Origin of the sequence: Thiobaca trueperi (assembly GCF_004342175.1) — a bacterium.
In the GTDB taxonomy this organism is placed as follows: Bacteria; Pseudomonadota; Gammaproteobacteria; order Chromatiales; family Chromatiaceae; genus Thiobaca; species Thiobaca trueperi.
In genome coordinates, this window is sequence record NZ_SMAO01000001.1 from 131970 (window position 1) to 146811 (window position 14842).

Annotated in this window: 15 protein-coding genes; 14 read left to right on the top strand and 1 reads right to left on the bottom strand. The window is 61.7% G+C overall.

Features of this window, described 5'->3' with window-relative positions; all coding sequences use genetic code 11:
- Positions 1-69: 69 nt before the first annotated feature.
- Positions 70-1581, bottom strand: coding sequence for a J domain-containing protein (locus tag EDC35_RS00535; protein WP_132974902.1), 1512 nt, complete (start codon positions 1579-1581; stop codon positions 70-72).
- 146 nt (positions 1582-1727) lie between these two features.
- Here EDC35_RS00535 and EDC35_RS00540 point away from each other — a divergent pair, with 146 nt between their 5' ends.
- From EDC35_RS00540 to leuB, 14 genes are all read left to right on the top strand, one after another.
- Positions 1728-2147: a PilZ domain-containing protein gene (locus EDC35_RS00540; RefSeq protein ID WP_243651350.1), complete on the top strand. Its 420-nt coding sequence runs from the start codon at positions 1728-1730 to the stop codon at positions 2145-2147.
- A 142-nt stretch (positions 2148-2289) separates the two neighbouring features.
- Complete coding sequence (gene frdA / locus EDC35_RS00545) at positions 2290-4059, top strand: fumarate reductase (quinol) flavoprotein subunit (protein ID WP_132974903.1); 1770 nt, start codon at positions 2290-2292, stop codon at positions 4057-4059.
- Between the two features lie 23 nt (positions 4060-4082).
- A complete protein-coding gene (locus tag EDC35_RS00550; RefSeq protein WP_132974904.1) occupies positions 4083-4847 on the top strand; it encodes a succinate dehydrogenase/fumarate reductase iron-sulfur subunit in 765 nt (254 codons plus the stop codon).
- The gene (locus EDC35_RS00555) at positions 4844-5239 is read left to right on the top strand and encodes a fumarate reductase subunit C (protein WP_132974905.1); all 396 of its coding nucleotides are present in this window, start codon (positions 4844-4846) and stop codon (positions 5237-5239) included. The genes EDC35_RS00550 and EDC35_RS00555 overlap by 4 nt, the downstream gene beginning before the upstream one ends.
- On the top strand, positions 5236-5586 hold the full coding sequence (gene frdD, locus EDC35_RS00560; protein ID WP_132974906.1) for a fumarate reductase subunit FrdD: 351 nt from the start codon (positions 5236-5238) through the stop codon (positions 5584-5586). The genes EDC35_RS00555 and frdD overlap by 4 nt, the downstream gene beginning before the upstream one ends.
- Positions 5587-5682: 96 nt before the next feature.
- The gene (locus tag EDC35_RS00565) at positions 5683-6915 is read left to right on the top strand and encodes a glucose-1-phosphate adenylyltransferase family protein (RefSeq protein ID WP_132974907.1); all 1233 of its coding nucleotides are present in this window, start codon (positions 5683-5685) and stop codon (positions 6913-6915) included.
- 81 nt (positions 6916-6996) lie between these two features.
- Positions 6997-7674, top strand: a complete 678-nt coding sequence (locus EDC35_RS00570) for an endonuclease III domain-containing protein (RefSeq protein ID WP_243651351.1) — start codon at positions 6997-6999, stop codon at positions 7672-7674.
- Between the two features lie 20 nt (positions 7675-7694).
- Entirely contained in the window at positions 7695-8285 is a 591-nt protein-coding gene (locus EDC35_RS00575) for a class I SAM-dependent methyltransferase (RefSeq protein WP_132974908.1), read from the top strand.
- An 80-nt stretch (positions 8286-8365) separates the two neighbouring features.
- Positions 8366-9643: a serine--tRNA ligase gene (gene serS / locus EDC35_RS00580; protein ID WP_132974909.1), complete on the top strand. Its 1278-nt coding sequence runs from the start codon at positions 8366-8368 to the stop codon at positions 9641-9643.
- Between the two features lie 79 nt (positions 9644-9722).
- Positions 9723-11132 (top strand): 3-isopropylmalate dehydratase large subunit, encoded by a 1410-nt coding sequence (gene leuC, locus EDC35_RS00585; RefSeq protein ID WP_132974910.1) that lies wholly within the window; start codon positions 9723-9725, stop codon positions 11130-11132.
- Positions 11132-11785, top strand: coding sequence for a 3-isopropylmalate dehydratase small subunit (gene leuD / locus EDC35_RS00590; protein WP_132974911.1), 654 nt, complete (start codon positions 11132-11134; stop codon positions 11783-11785). The genes leuC and leuD overlap by 1 nt, the downstream gene beginning before the upstream one ends.
- Complete coding sequence (locus EDC35_RS00595) at positions 11782-12681, top strand: HindIII family type II restriction endonuclease (RefSeq protein ID WP_132974912.1); 900 nt, start codon at positions 11782-11784, stop codon at positions 12679-12681. Before leuD ends, EDC35_RS00595 begins: the two co-directional genes overlap by 4 nt.
- On the top strand, positions 12681-13619 hold the full coding sequence (locus tag EDC35_RS00600; protein WP_132974913.1) for a DNA-methyltransferase: 939 nt from the start codon (positions 12681-12683) through the stop codon (positions 13617-13619). Before EDC35_RS00595 ends, EDC35_RS00600 begins: the two co-directional genes overlap by 1 nt.
- A 111-nt stretch (positions 13620-13730) precedes the next feature.
- The gene (leuB, locus tag EDC35_RS00605; protein WP_132974914.1) at positions 13731-14810 is read left to right on the top strand and encodes a 3-isopropylmalate dehydrogenase; all 1080 of its coding nucleotides are present in this window, start codon (positions 13731-13733) and stop codon (positions 14808-14810) included.
- The last annotated feature ends 32 nt before the right edge of the window (positions 14811-14842 follow it).

Consider the following 14842-nt stretch of genomic DNA (forward strand, 5'->3'; position numbering starts at 1 on the left):
CGCCGACAGTCATCGATTCCGCCAAGATCGATCCAACCCAAAAACATCGCATACCGCACTGGGCGCGGTTTAATAGCGAACCCGCAACAGCAGCAGCTCGGCCCCGCGCGGCTCGAACAGAAATTCAATCACGCCGTTCTGATTGGTCAGCCCTCCCTGGGCATCCAGATAGGCCACCTGGAAAAAGGCGGTGGCGGCGCAGCGTTCGCCGTTAGCGGTGGGTTGCACGCGCAGTTGTTCGAAACGGATCCGGCGGACGGCTGTCTGGCTGAACCAGGCGGCGTAGGTCTGGCGAATGCCGAACCAGGTGTCGAAATTGTTTTCGCGTGCCGCCGGACTGTAGAGCGCCATGAGTCGTTCCAGATCGCCAGCGTCATAAGCCTGCTGGAATCGTCCCAGCAACTCGGGTACGGATCGGCAATCGATGGCTGCCGACAGTCCGCCGGGTGCGCTCGGCGTGGTCAAAGGCATGCGTTGCGCCAGAGCAGGCGGTGAGGGTGGCGTGGGCGAGATGGGCTGGCTGGGAGATGGCGCAGGCGGGATCGCCAGGCGTGGCTCGCGTGGCGCGGTCTGCTCTGGAACGGGCGGGGGAGATCTGTCGGGCAGGGCCGGAATCACTGCCGTCTGCGGCGCGGATGATGCCGGTGGAGCTGGCGGCGGACTGACAGCCGGATCCGGCGCAGGTGCGGGCGCGCTTGCGGCGATGTCTCGGCTCCTTTCCTGATCGTCTGGCGGTGGCGCTGGCGCCGATGGCTCGGTGTCGTGGACCTCCGCTGGCGGGCGACTCTCTGCCGTTCTGATCGCGGGTACGCTCTCGGTTGGCGCGGGCGCGGGCGGTTTGGTGTCACTGACCGCCGCCTCGTCGATCTCCCTTCTCTCCGTTGGACGCGCCGCGCTGTTCGGGCGCTGGTTCGATGGCGCGGCCTGGATGCTGTTCGACGGTACCGGCATGGCGACCGGACGCACTGGCGGCGGCTCGTCGAAGGATAGAAACAGACCGATCAGCAGCAGCCCGAGCGCACCGAGCCCCGCCAGACGCCAGCGCGGGAAGGGTGCGGTGAGATCCCAGGCATGACGCAGCCGACTCGCCGCCATTGACCAGAGCGTTTCCAGGACCGCGCGATAACCGGATGGCCTGGCGTCAGATGCGCTGGCGGATGCCCGACCTGACGCTGTGCCAGTCTGTCCCTGGCAGGCGCTGAACGCGAGGTTGATGCGCTCGGTGCGGCGCGTGGCCCAGTCGTTGTGGTCCGAGTGACGATCCGGGTGATAGACCTGGATCAGCCGCCGGTAACGCTGTTTGGTCAGCGCCGGATCAGTGTTTGCGGTCAGCCCGAGCGTGCGCGCTGAAGGCGGCCCGGCATGCTCGAAGAGCAATTGATCAAGCAGTTCGTAGGCCCGCTCGCTGGCCTGGAGGCGGGTCAGTCCGACGTGGCTGATCGCTGCGTCAAGATCAGCGGCGTGCGGATTCTCGGGATTGCTCAACCAGAGCAGAAGCGCGTCGAGGCGTGACTCGGGCAGCGTCGTCGTTCGCCCGTCGTGCAGGGCTCTCGCCAGTTGCTGCGTCCAATGCGGGGTCATGGGCGATCAGGGTCCGCGAGTTGGTCAGGACAGTGCCTGGGGAAGGCGTCAATATACCTGACCGGCGACCGAGGCGAAGGTTGGTCAGGTGGTTTTCAGCCTGCGCTATGCTTCTGTCTCACACTCATCCGCATCGATCCAAGCCCATGCCTGAACACATGCGCCAGTATTTGCGTCATCCGTCCGATGTGCCGATCAACTATCGTCTGGGCGAGGTGGTCGTCCACCGTAACGATTACCTGCGCAACATCGGCAAGGGCGGACTGTGCTTCACGTCGCGCATCGCCATGCCCTGCGGCACCCGCATTCATATCGAAATCCCCATCGCCGAACCCGTGTTCAATGCTGACGGGGTGGTCGTCTGGTGTCAGCCGCATCAGGATGTCTTCGAGGTTGGTGTCCGCTTCGAGGGGATCGAGACCGAGTACGGCGTGCGCATGGTCGAGCAGGTCTGTCAGATCGAGCACTACCGTCAGACGATCCTCAGGACAGAAGGGCGTGATCTCACCAGCGAGGAGGCCGCTCTGGAGTGGATCCAGAAATACGCTGCGTATTTCCCGGCATGACGGGCGACGGGAATCGGGCGCTGACCGCGCGGTCATGCGACGCGATCCTGAGCGGCGGCACCCTGGTCTGGTGCGTCTGCCGCCATGCCTCTGTTATCCTGCATCCGTAAATGGCTTGTCCCGCTGAATGTCAGGAACTGCGATGAACATCATCAAGAGCGATATTGTGGTCGTCGGTGGCGGCGGCGCCGGATTGCGGGCGGCGCTTGCGGCCCATCAGAGCGATCCCGGCCTGTCGATCTCACTCATTTCCAAGGTCGTGCCAATGCGCAGCCACACGGTGGCGGCGGAAGGCGGCTCGGCGGGCGTGATCCGCGACGAGGATTCGCTCGACAAACATTTCGACGACACGGTCTCCGGCGGCGACTGGCTGTGCGATCAGGATGCGGTGCAGTATTTCGTCGAGCATTGCACCGAGGAAATGATCCAGCTCGAACACTGGGGCTGTCCCTGGAGCCGTCAGGACGACGGGCGCGTCAATGTGCGTTTCTTCGGCGGCATGACGGTGCAGCGCACCTGGTTCGCCGCCGACAAGAGCGGCTTCCATATCCTGCACACGCTCTTTCAGACCTCGCTCAAATATCCAGCCATCCGGCGTTATGACGAGTTCTTCGTCGCCGATCTGCTGGTCGAGGATGGCCGGGTGCGTGGCGTGCTCGCCATCGAGATCGCGACCGGCGCCTTCTTTCTCTTCGACTGCAAGACGGTCATCCTCTGCACCGGCGGCGCGGCGCGTGTCTACAGCCAGAATACCAACGCCGGCATCGTCACCGGCGAAGGCATGGGCATGGCCTACCGGCATGGCGTGGCGTTGCGCGACATGGAGTTCGTGCAGTATCACCCGACCGCGCTGGCCGGCACCGGCATCCTCATCACCGAGGGCTGTCGCGGCGAGGGCGCGATCCTCACCAACAGACACGGCTACCGCTATCTTCAGGATTATGGTCTGGGGCCGCTCGATCCCTGGCCGCGACCCAAGGCGATGGAGCTGGGACCGCGCGACCGGCTGTCGCAGGCCTTCTGGCATGAAGATCAGAAGGGCAACACCATCGAGACCTCACAGGGCCGTGTCGTGAATCTGGATCTGCGCCATCTGGGCGCGCAGAAAATCCATGAGCGGCTGCCATTGATTACCGAAGTGGCGCGGACCTTCGTCGGCATCGACCCGGTCACCCAGCCGATCCCGGTCCGCCCGGCGGCGCATTACACCATGGGCGGCATCGCCTGTAACCGCTGGACCGAGACCGCGCTTCCGGGGCTCTATGCGGCGGGCGAATGTTCAAGCGTCGGCATTCACGGCGCCAACCGGCTCGGCTCGAACTCGCTGGCCGAGATCGTTGTCTTCGGCAGAGTCGCGGGTGAACGGGCGGCGGCCTATGCGCGCGAGCTGCCGGACGGCGATTCGCGCTCCATCCGCCAACAGGCCGAGGAATCCGCCTCACGTCTGCTGGCGCTGCTTGAGTGCCAGTCCGGCGAGCGCGTCGCCACCCTGCGCGATGAACTGGGCGCGAGCATGGAGACCGGCATCGGCATTTTCCGCGAGGACAGCGGTATGCGCGCCACCTGCGACACGCTTGCCGGGCTGCGCGCGCGCTATCGCGCCGGGATCAAACTCGACGACCGCAGCCGCGCCTTCAACACCGAATGGCTGTCGGCCATCGAACTGGGTTTCATGCTGGAGGTCGCCGAGGCGATGGCGCACTCGGCGGTCCAGCGCCAGGAGTCGCGCGGCGCCCATGTCCGGCTCGACGCTTATCAAACCCGTGACGATGATCGCTATCTGACCCACTCGCTGGCGCGCTACAGCGGCGACGGGCCACCGACCATCGACTACGCGCCAGTGACCATCACCCGCTCCTCACCCCAGACCCGCCACTATGGCGGCGCCGGCCAGCGCGCCGAGTTGACCTGATGCCACGTCCGGAGCCAGCGACCATGCCCGACGCCACCACCCGTACCATCGAGATCGAGTGCTTCCGCTACGATCCCGAAACCGATGCCAAACCGCGTTTCCAGCGCTATCAGGTGCCCTTCACCGACGACATGTCGGTGCTCCAGGGCTTGCAGTACATCAAGGATCATCTCGACGGCAGCCTGACCTTCCGCTGGTCGTGCCGGATGGCGATCTGCGGCAGTTGCGGCAAGATGATCAACGGTGTGCCGCAGCTCTCCTGTCACAGCTTTCTGCGCGACTATTATCCGCGCCGGGTGCGGGTCGAGCCGCTCAATCATTTCCCCGTCATCCGCGATCTGGTCATCGACCAGAGCGGCTTCCTCGATCATCTGGAAACAGTCAAGCCCTACCTCATTCCGAAAGAAGAACAGCCGCTCGCCGCCGGCCCGCAGCGTCAGACGCCCTTACAGATGGACCGCTATTACCAGTATTCGCAGTGCATCAACTGTCTGCTGTGCTATTCGGCCTGTCCGCAGTTCGGGCTCAATCCCGACTTCACCGGCCCCGCCGCGCTCGCGCTGCTGCATCGCTACAACGCCGATTCACGCGACCAGGGCTGGAGCGCCCGCCGCGAGGTGACGAACGCGGAGGAGGGCGTCTGGTCCTGCACCCTGGTCGGCTACTGTTCCGAGGTCTGTCCCAAGGGCGTCGATCCGGCCCATGCCATCAACCAGAATAAGGTCAACAGCACCCTGGACTACTTCGGCATCCTGAAATTTCTTTTGCCCAGGGGTGACGCGAAATGAGCCGCTTCCAATCGACCGCCAAGACCTACATCCGCCCCATGTCCGGGTGGTGGTTGAAGAACCCCTATTTCATCCGCTACATGATCCGCGAGGGTTCGGCAGTCTTTCTAACGCTCTATGCGCTGGTGCTGCTGGCGGGGCTTGCCTGTCTCGCCTGGAGTCCGGAGGCCTACGCGGCGTGGCGCGGCCTGCTCGACACACCGCTCTCGCTTGGCTTCCATGTCATCGCGCTGCTGCTCGTCGCCTATCACAGCCTGACCTGGTTTCAGGTCATGCCCAAGACCGCACCCAAGCTCCCCTTCGATCCCCGGCTCATCGTCCGGGGGGGGCTCGCCGCCAGCGCGGGTCTGTCGCTTTTGATCCTGGTCCTTCTCTGGTGGGTGACGCGATGAAAGGCTCCAATGAACCCGTTTTCTGGTCGCTGTTCGGTGCGGGCGGCGTGCTCTCCGCCCTGATCGGTCCCGTGCTGATCCTCATCACCGGCATCGCCGTCCCACTCGGCTTCCTGCTGCCTGAGGACACCCTGAGCCATGCCAATGTGCTGGCCTTCGTCCAGCATCCGCTCGGCAAGCTCGCCCTGCTGACGGTGATCGCGCTCTTTCTCTTTCACGGCTGTCATCGGATGCTGCACAGCCTGCATGATCTGGGATTCCGAACCGGAACGCGCGCTGCCTTCGGGTTTTACGGATTTGCCACGCTGGGGACGGTGATGACGGCACTTTTGCTGCTTATCTGGTGATCGGTTTTTGAATATGTGTCATCTGGCTTTTCGGGTGTCCTCACCGCTAGACTGTGCGGCGGTGACGACCGGTCACACTTTATTCGTCTGAGCGCCATGTCCGCCGATACACTCATCCTTCTCCTCGCCTATGATCGCGGTTTGGGACTCGACGCCCTGACCCGGCAGCGCACCAAAGCCGCCGTGCCCTTCGGGGGCAAATATCGGGTCATCGATTTTGCCCTGGCCAACTGTCTGCATTCCGGCCTGCGTCAGGTACTGGTGCTGACTCAGTACAAAAGTCACTCGCTGCAGAAACATCTGCGCGACGGCTGGTCGATCTTCAGCCCCGAGCTGGGCGAGTTCATCACCCCGGTGCCGCCGCAGATGCGCGAGAGCCAGGACTGGTATGCCGGCCCCTTCGATGCCATCCGCCAGAATCGCTATCTGATTGAACGCAACCGCGCGAGTCGGGTGCTGGTGATCGATGGTGGCGCTATTTATCGCATGGATTATGCCGAACTGGCGCGGGCGCATGAGGAATCACAGGCGCGCATCACGGTGGCGGTGCGCGCCGTCACCGCGCCGGGATCGGATACCCAGGCGCGGGTGGCGGCGGATGAAAACGAGCGCATCATCGGTTTGACCCTTGCCGGGGACGAGTCATCCGCGCAGATGCCAGCCGCCGAGCATCTGGAGACCATGGGTGTCTATCTGTTCGATAAGGCCTGCCTGCTGGAGCAACTGGATCGGATCGAGCGCGGCATGCGACCGGATCAGGATCTGGCGCTCGACATCATCGCGCCCCTGGTGCAAACCGAGCCGGTCATGGCCTATCGTTTCGGTCAGACGCGCGGACGGGTCACGCCGGATCGCTACTGGTGCGATCTGGCCTCCATCGATGCCTATTATCAGGCCAATATGGCTTTGCTGCGGGCGGAGCCGCCGCTCGATCTCTATCAGTCGGACTGGACGATCCTCACCTATCAGGGACAGTATCCGCCAGCGCGCACCGTGCCCGGCGCAACCAGCGGCAACGAAGGCGTCTTCGTCAATTCCATGCTCGCCGCCGGGACCGTGATCCGTGGCGGCGGGGTCAATCACTCGATTCTGTTTCCGCGCGTGCAGGTACGCGACGGCGCCATCGTCGAGGCATCGATTCTGTTCGATGGGGTGGTGGTGGGGGAGGGCGCCCATCTCAATCGCTGCATCGTCGAAAAGGATATCGAGATTCCGCCGCATGCACGGATCGGCTTCGACCTGAAACGCGACCGCGAGCGTTTCATGGTGTCCGAGGAAGGGATCGTGGTCGTCACCAAAGGACGCAGCGTGTCGGGAGATCCGGCATAAAGGAGGGCGTGGAATCTCGATCATGGGGTCAATCGGCTGTTTGCGCGGGCGTCCTCGTCCGCTGCGCGGCGGGTGGTGCGCTTGCGAAACGCCAGTGGTCATGATGCACTGACCGCGCGTCAGGCATCGACGCTCCATGACCGGCTGTTGGCGGCTTATGGCGCGCAGCACTGGTGGCCTGCCGAAACACCGTTCGAGGTCATGGTCGGTGCGGTTCTAACGCAGCACACCGCCTGGACCAATGTCGAGCGGGCGCTGCTCCGGCTGCGTGAGCGGGTTGCGCTCGATGCGGCAGCCATTCTGACGCTCGCACCGGACGATCTGGCCGAGGCGCTCAGGCCTGCGGGCTATTTCAATGTCAAGGCCCGCCGTCTCGCGGCCTTCTGCGCCGCTTATCTGACGGCAGGCGGCTTTACCGGGCTGGACGCGCTGCCGACCGACAGGCTCCGCCATACGCTGCTGGCGATCCACGGCATCGGCCCGGAAACCGCCGACGACATGCTGCTCTATGCCTTCGAGCGCCCGGTCTTTGTGGTCGATGCCTATACCCGCCGCATCTTCGCCAGGCTCGGTCTGCTCGACGCCCAGGCCGATTACGAGTCGATCCGCGCGGCCTTCGAGACGGCGCTCGGTCCTGACGCGCCTTTGTTCAAGGAGTACCATGCGCTGCTCGTCCGACATGGCAAGGAGCGCTGTCGGATCCGCCCGGTCTGCCCGGATTGTCCGCTGCGGCAGGACTGCCCCGGCGCGACCGCTTGATCGAGATTGAGAAGAACATCATGCCAAGAGTCGATAACGAGGCCTTTTATCGCGGTGCGCTGGCGGCGCACGGCGAGACCGCCGAGGGAGTGCACTGGAATTCCACCGAGACCCAGGAGATCCGTTTTCGGGTGCTGCGCGAATTTCTGCCGGATGATCTGTCGGACCTGACGCTGGTTGACGCCGGTTGTGGCTTCGGCGATTTTTACTGCTATCTGACCCGCGAGGGTGAGCAGCCGCATCAGTACATCGGTCTGGATGTCATGCAACCCATGGTCGAGACGGCGCGCGAGCGCACCGGCTGCGAGATCTGGATCCTGGATGTGCTCAAGGATCCGCTGCCCGAGGCCGATTATTATCTGTGCAGCGGCGCCATGAACACCCTGACCCGCGAGGAAAGCGCCCAGTTCATCCGCAACTGTTACGAGGCATCGACCAAAGGCTTTGCCTTCAATCTGCTCAAGGGCTGGAATACCTCGCCCATTTTCAACTATTACCAGCCGCGCGAGATCCGGCGTCTGGCCCAGGAGCTGGATGTCGATGACTATCGCATCGTGGAAGGTTATCTGGCGGGCGATTTCAGCGCGATTTTTCTGAAACCATCTTGTTAATTAGACAGGATGAACAGGATTCAACACGAGCGGTTCAAAAATCCTGTCAATCCTGTCAAAAGCGATATTAGGGAACCCGAATGCTAGATCCACGTTTATTGCGGACCGACCTCGATCTGGTCGCCGTGCAGTTGGCCCGTCGCGGCCTGATCCTGGACAAGGCACGGATCGAATCGTTGGAAACCGAGCGCAAGTCGCTTCAGATCGCGGTCCAGGAACTCCAGAATCAGCGCAATACCCGCTCCAAGGCCATCGGTCAGGCCAAGGCGTCCGGTCAGGACATCCAGCCGCTGCTGGCTGAGGTCTCGGATCTGGGCGACCGTCTCAAGGCCGCCGATGCGCGTCTGAGTGAGATCCAGCAGGAGGTGGCGGACATCGGTCTGAGCCTCCCCAATCTGCCCGACGCCAGCGTGCCGGATGGATGCAGCGAAGCGGACAACCGCGAGGAACGCCGCTGGGGCGAGCCGCCGGTCTTCAACTTTGTCCCCAAGGATCATGTCGATCTGGGCGCCGTCAACGGCTGGATGGATTTCGATCTCGCCGCCAAAGTGACCGGCTCGCGTTTTGTGGTGCTGTCTGGCCCCATGGCCCGGCTGCATCGCGCGTTGATTCAGTTCATGCTCGACACCCATACCGGCGAGCACGGTTATACCGAAACCTATGTTCCTTATCTGGTCAACGCCGACAGTCTCCAAGGCACGGGGCAGTTGCCTAAATTCGCGGCCGATCTGTTCAAGGTGCCGGGCGAGCGCGATCTCTATCTGATCCCGACCGCCGAGGTGCCGGTTACCAATCTGGCGCGCGATGTCATTTTCGAGGCTGACATGATGCCGCGCAAATGGGTCGCCCATACGCCCTGCTTCCGCAGCGAGGCCGGCTCCTACGGCAAGGACACGCGCGGCATGATCCGCCAGCATCAGTTCGAGAAGGTCGAGCTGGTGCAGGTCGTGCGTCCCGACGAGTCATTCCAGGCGCTGGAGACGCTCACCGGCCATGCCGAGAGCATCCTGCAACGGCTGGGTCTGGCCTATCGGGTGGTCACGCTCTGCACCGGCGATCTTGGCTTTTCTTCGCGCAAGACCTACGATCTGGAGGTCTGGTTGCCCGGCCAGCAGACCTATCGCGAGATTTCGTCGTGCAGCAACTTCGGCGATTTCCAGGCCCGCCGGCTCCAGGCGCGCTGGCGCAACCCCGAGACCGGCAAGCCCGAACTGGTTCACACCCTCAATGGCTCCGGGCTCGCCGTCGGTCGCACCCTGGTTGCCGTGCTGGAGAATTACCAGCAGGCGGATGGCTCGATCCGGATTCCGGACGTGCTGCGGCCTTACATGGGCGGGCTGGAGCGGCTGGGCGTCTGAGTGCAGGCGTCCCGGATTTGAGTTTGCCCCGCACCCCGACTATTCTACGCGATTCTCTTTATTGCACCGAGGTGGGGCCATGGGCGCCAAGACCCTCTACGACAAACTCTGGGACGAGCATGTCGTCCGTGTCGATGACAATGGCACGGCATTGCTTTATATCGACCGCCAACTGGTGCATGAAGTCACCTCACCACAGGCGTTCGAGGGACTGCGCCTGACGGGGCGCAAGCCGTGGCGCACCAGCGCGAATCTGGCGGTGCCGGATCACAATGTGCCAACGACCGATCAGGAACGCTCGGCGGGTATCGCCGATCCGGTCGCGCGGATCCAGGTCGAGGCGCTCGGCACCAACTGCGCGACCTTCGGCATCACCGAATTCGCGATGGGCGATCATCGTCAGGGCATCGTGCATGTGATCGGACCCGAGCAGGGCTTTACCCTGCCGGGCACCACCGTGGTCTGCGGCGATTCGCACACCGCCACTCACGGCGCCTTCGGCGCGCTGGCCTTCGGGATCGGCACCTCCGAGGTCGAGCATGTGCTGGCGACCCAGACTCTGATCCAGCGCAAATCCAAATCGATGCTGATCAGCGTCGATGGCGAGCTCGGTCCCGGCGTGACCGCCAAGGACATCGTGCTCGCCATCATCGGCGAAATCGGCACCGCCGGCGGCACCGGCTATGTCATCGAGTTCGGCGGCGAGGCCATGCGCGCACTCTCGATGGAAGGGCGCATGACGGTCTGCAACATGGCGATCGAGGCCGGCGCACGCGCGGGTCTGGTCGCGGTCGATGAGAAGACCATCGATTACATGCGCGGGCGCCCGATGGCGCCGGCTGGCGAGCTGTTCGAGCGTGCCGCCGCGCACTGGCGCACCCTGGTCAGCGATCCGGGCGCGCAGTTCGACCGCGTGGTGCATCTGGACGCCGCCAGCATCAAACCGCAGGTGACCTGGGGCACCTCGCCCGAGATGGTGCTGCCGATTGACGGCCATGTGCCCGATCCGGCTGCCGAGTCCGATCCGGTCAAGGCCAGCGGCATCCGTCGCGCGCTCGACTACATGGGACTCACCGCCGGGATGCCGATCAGCGAGATCCGCCCGGACAAGGTCTTCATCGGCTCCTGCACCAACTCGCGGATCGAGGATCTGCGCGCCGCCGCCGTGGTCGCCAAGGGGCGCCAGGTCAGCGACAGCATCAAGCTGGCGATCGTGGTGCCGGGTTCGGGTCTGGTGAAAGAGCAGGCCGAGGCCGAGGGTCTGGACAAGATCTTTACCGAGGCCGGTTTCGAGTGGCGCGAGCCGGGCTGTTCCATGTGTCTGGCGATGAATGCCGACCGTCTTGCGCCGGGCGAGCGTTGCGCCTCGACCTCCAACCGGAATTTCGAAGGCCGGCAGGGGCAGGGCGGACGCACCCATCTGGTGAGTCCGGCCATGGCCGTCGCTGCCGCCGTGACCGGTCATTTCGTCGATGTGAGGGAGCTTTAATGGAGCCGTTCAAGAATTTCACCGGCGTCGTGGCGCCGCTCGACCGCGCCAACGTAGACACGGACGCCATCATCCCCAAGCAGTTTCTCAAGAGCATCAAGCGCAGCGGCTTCGGGCCTTATCTGTTCGACGAGTGGCGCTATCTCGATCATGGCGAGCCGGACATGGACTGTACCAACCGTCCGTTGAACCCCGAGTTCGTGCTAAATGATCCGCGCTTTGCCAAGGCCGAAGTCCTGCTCGCCCGCGAGAACTTCGGCTGCGGTTCCTCGCGCGAGCATGCGCCCTGGGCCTTGTCGGACTTCGGCATCCGCGCCATCCTGGCACCGAGCTTCGCCGACATCTTTTTCAACAACTGCTTCAAGAACGGCATCCTGCCCATCGTGCTCGACACGGCGGTCATTGATGACCTGTTCGCCAAAGCGACCGGCGCGACCCCGCTGTGCATCGCGATCGATCTGCCGGGACAGACGCTGACCCTGGACGATGGCGCCTCCATTTCCTTCACCGTCGATGCCGGCAGCAAGCACTGTCTCATCGAAGGGCTGGACGACATTGGCCTGACCCTGAAGGAAGTCGATGCCATTCGCGCCTATGAGGCGCGCCGGCAGGTTGAGGCGCCCTGGCTGTTTGCGTTGGGCAATGCTGAATGAAAGATGAAGCGCGGCAACGACGATCTTATTGGGTTGCCGAACTTGAGAAGTTAAGTGGGTCGTTCGGCGATGATTCCGTGAGAATGATCGCCGAACTTCAAGCCGAAATTGCGCGCGATGGCATTGATGCGCTCGCCGACCATTTACATTTCTGCGGCGCAATGCCGGAGCGTTACGGTCATGATTCATCCGCAGAAAAACTTTATGCGAAATATACGGATGTGCTGGTAAGCGAGGTGCTTAATGCGATTGGGCTGAATAGCATGGTGATTACTGCTAGAGCTGATGCGGCTGACGTTCAGGCGCGTGCGCGGCTCTATTCATTGGTTGCGGATGCAAAATCCTTTCGGCTGAGCCGAACTGCAAAAAACCAGAAAGACTTTAAAATTCAGGCTATGGATAGCTGGCGAAATGGTCTTGACTATGCAATGGTAGTCTGCCCAATTTATCAGCTTCCGGGCAAGAACAGCCAGATCTACCAGCAGGCAATTGTGCGAAATGTTTGTATTCTCAGCTACACTCACCTTGGTGCCCTGGTTGCATTAGCCCGTGAAAAGTCACCCGCGATGGCAGAGCAGGGATTGCACCGGATACTCGATAAAGTTGCGCAGCTTCATCCGAGCAAAAATGCCCGTGATTACTGGGTCGGCATCAATGAGACACTGATAAGTGTTCTAGGCAAGCATAAGCATCTTTGGAAGATTGAAAAACAGGAGAGTCTTGAGGGGCTTGAGCTTGTCAAGCAAGAGGCATTGAGTTATCTACAGTTCGAACGTCATCGCCTGCTTGGTTTGTCGCACCAGGAAGTCTTGAAAGAACTTCTTAAATCGGTCGGCTTGGATGCCCGTATCGCTCAGATTGAAAGACTTCAGTATGGCGGATTACTGGAGACCTGATGCCAGTGGGCTGCGATTTACCCTTAAATAAAGTGATTCACGGTGACGGCATTAGTGGCTTAGCCAGTTTGCCAGAAACCAGTATTCATCTGATCCTCAGCGACATCCCGTATGGAATTGGTGCAGATGATTGGGATGTCCTGCATCAAAACACCAATTCTGCGCTGCTCGGGTCAAGTCCTGCGCAGGAGAAGGCAGGGGCAATTTTTAAACGTCGAGGAAAGCCACTAAATGGCTGGTCGGAAGCGGATCGCAAGATTCCGCTCGAATACCAGCATTGGTGTTCATCTTTTGCGGGTGAGTGGTTGCGCGTTCTGAAACCAGGCGGCTCCGCTATTGTATTTGCTGGGCGACGACTTTCACACCGCTGCATTGTCGCCTTTGAAGATGCCGGTTTTACGTTGCGGGATACCTTGGCATGGCTGAAGGAGTCTGCACCGCATCGTGCTCAACGTCTCAGTGTTGTTTTCGAGCGACGAGGAGATCTGTCTCTTGCAAAACGGTGGGAAGGATGGCGTGTTGGTAATCTGCGTCCAACATTCGAGCCTGTTCTGTGGTTTGTCAAACCCTATCCGATTGGAACCACCATTGCTGATAATGTGCTCGCTCACGGCGTAGGCGCATTCAATGAGCGGGCGTTCGTCTGTCACGAACAGGTACCCGACAATGTTTTGAAATCTGGTTTTGCCCGTGGCGAAAGTGGTCGGCACATCGCTCAAAAACCGCTGAAACTTATGCAGGCGCTCATCGATCTCACCACTCAGCCTGGTCAAACTGTTCTCGATCCATTTTGTGGTAGCGGATCGACTTTGGTGGCTGCACGAGCAAGTGGGCGAAATTATTTAGGATTTGAACGCGATGGTGAATCTGTCAGGATTGCACGAGAACGCCTTGCTCCAGATTTGCTTGATTTAATGGCGGTCAATTCATCGTCATGATCTGGCATTTTTGCGATGTAAAGTGGCGTAGTTAATTTTGTACAGATTCGTTTGCAATGCCGACTAAAACATTATATTGCGTGGATGAACACACGAATTGGAGAAAAACACTTGAGCAAGAAGATTCTGGTTGTTGCGGGCGATGGTATCGGCCCGGAAATCGTGGCCGAGGCGATCAAGGTGCTGAATGCGCTTCAGGCCGATGGTGCCATTGACGTGACCCTGCAACATGCGCTGGTCGGTGGCGCGGCCTATGACGCTTACGGCGATCCGCTGCCCGAGGACACGCTGGCTGCCGCCAGGGCGTCCGATGCGGTGCTGCTGGGCGCGGTCGGTGGTCCCAAATGGGAGCCGCTGCATATCTCCAAGCGGCCAGAAAAGGGTCTGCTGGGGCTGCGCGCGGGTCTGGGGCTCTTCGCCAACCTGCGTCCGGCGATTCTCTACCCGCAACTGGCCGATGCCTCGACGCTCAAGCCCGAGATCGTCTCCGGGCTGGACATCATGATCGTCCGCGAACTGACCGGCGACATCTATTTCGGCCAGCCGCGTGGGGTCGAGACCCTGCCGTCCGGCGAGCGTCGCGGCATCAACACCATGGTCTACACCGAATCCGAGGTCGAGCGCATCTGTCGCGTCGCCTTCGACATCGCCATGAAACGCGGCAAGAAGGTGTGCTCGGTCGATAAGGCCAACGTGCTCGAATCCACCGAGATGTGGCGCGAGGTCGCGATCAAAACCGCCGCCGATTATCCCGGGATCGAGCTTTCGCACATGTATGTCGATAACGCCGCCATGCAGCTCGTGCGTGCGCCCAAGCAGTTCGATGTCATGGTCACCGGCAATCTGTTCGGCGACATCCTGTCGGATTGCGCCTCCATGCTGACCGGCTCCATCGGCATGCTGCCTTCGGCCTCGTTGAGCGCGACGGGGCAGGGCATGTACGAGCCGATCCATGGCTCGGCCCCTGATATCGCCGGTAAGGGCGTGGCCAATCCGCTGGCGACCATTCTGTCAGTGGCCATGATGCTGCGCTATTCGCTCGGTGCGCCCGAGGCGGCGGATCGCATCGATGCGGCGGTTTCAAAGGTGCTTGATCAGGGGCTGCGCACCGCTGACATCATGTCGGCTGGCATGCGTCAGGTCGGCACGGTCGAGATGGGCGACGCCGTGGTCGCGGCCCTTTCGATTTAGACAGGATTGACAGGATTCTTCAGGATTAACAA

Excerpts from the sequence above, each read along its gene's own strand:
- frdA (WP_132974903.1), top strand. The coding sequence starts at position 2,290 with ATGAACATCATCAAGAGCGATATTGTGGTCGTCGGTGGCGGCGGCGCC.
- EDC35_RS00555 (WP_132974905.1), top strand. The coding sequence starts at position 4,844 with ATGAGCCGCTTCCAATCGACCGCCAAGACCTACATCCGCCCCATGTCC.
- EDC35_RS00575 (WP_132974908.1), top strand. The coding sequence starts at position 7,695 with ATGCCAAGAGTCGATAACGAGGCCTTTTATCGCGGTGCGCTGGCGGCG.
- EDC35_RS00600 (WP_132974913.1), top strand. The coding sequence starts at position 12,681 with ATGCCAGTGGGCTGCGATTTACCCTTAAATAAAGTGATTCACGGTGAC.
- EDC35_RS00550 (WP_132974904.1), top strand. The coding sequence starts at position 4,083 with ATGCCCGACGCCACCACCCGTACCATCGAGATCGAGTGCTTCCGCTAC.
- frdD (WP_132974906.1), top strand. The coding sequence starts at position 5,236 with ATGAAAGGCTCCAATGAACCCGTTTTCTGGTCGCTGTTCGGTGCGGGC.
- EDC35_RS00595 (WP_132974912.1), top strand. The coding sequence starts at position 11,782 with ATGAAAGATGAAGCGCGGCAACGACGATCTTATTGGGTTGCCGAACTT.
- EDC35_RS00535 (WP_132974902.1), bottom strand. The coding sequence starts at position 1,581 with ATGACCCCGCATTGGACGCAGCAACTGGCGAGAGCCCTGCACGACGGG.
- leuD (WP_132974911.1), top strand. The coding sequence starts at position 11,132 with ATGGAGCCGTTCAAGAATTTCACCGGCGTCGTGGCGCCGCTCGACCGC.
- EDC35_RS00540 (WP_243651350.1), top strand. The coding sequence starts at position 1,728 with ATGCCTGAACACATGCGCCAGTATTTGCGTCATCCGTCCGATGTGCCG.
- EDC35_RS00565 (WP_132974907.1), top strand. The coding sequence starts at position 5,683 with ATGTCCGCCGATACACTCATCCTTCTCCTCGCCTATGATCGCGGTTTG.
- serS (WP_132974909.1), top strand. The coding sequence starts at position 8,366 with ATGCTAGATCCACGTTTATTGCGGACCGACCTCGATCTGGTCGCCGTG.
- leuC (WP_132974910.1), top strand. The coding sequence starts at position 9,723 with ATGGGCGCCAAGACCCTCTACGACAAACTCTGGGACGAGCATGTCGTC.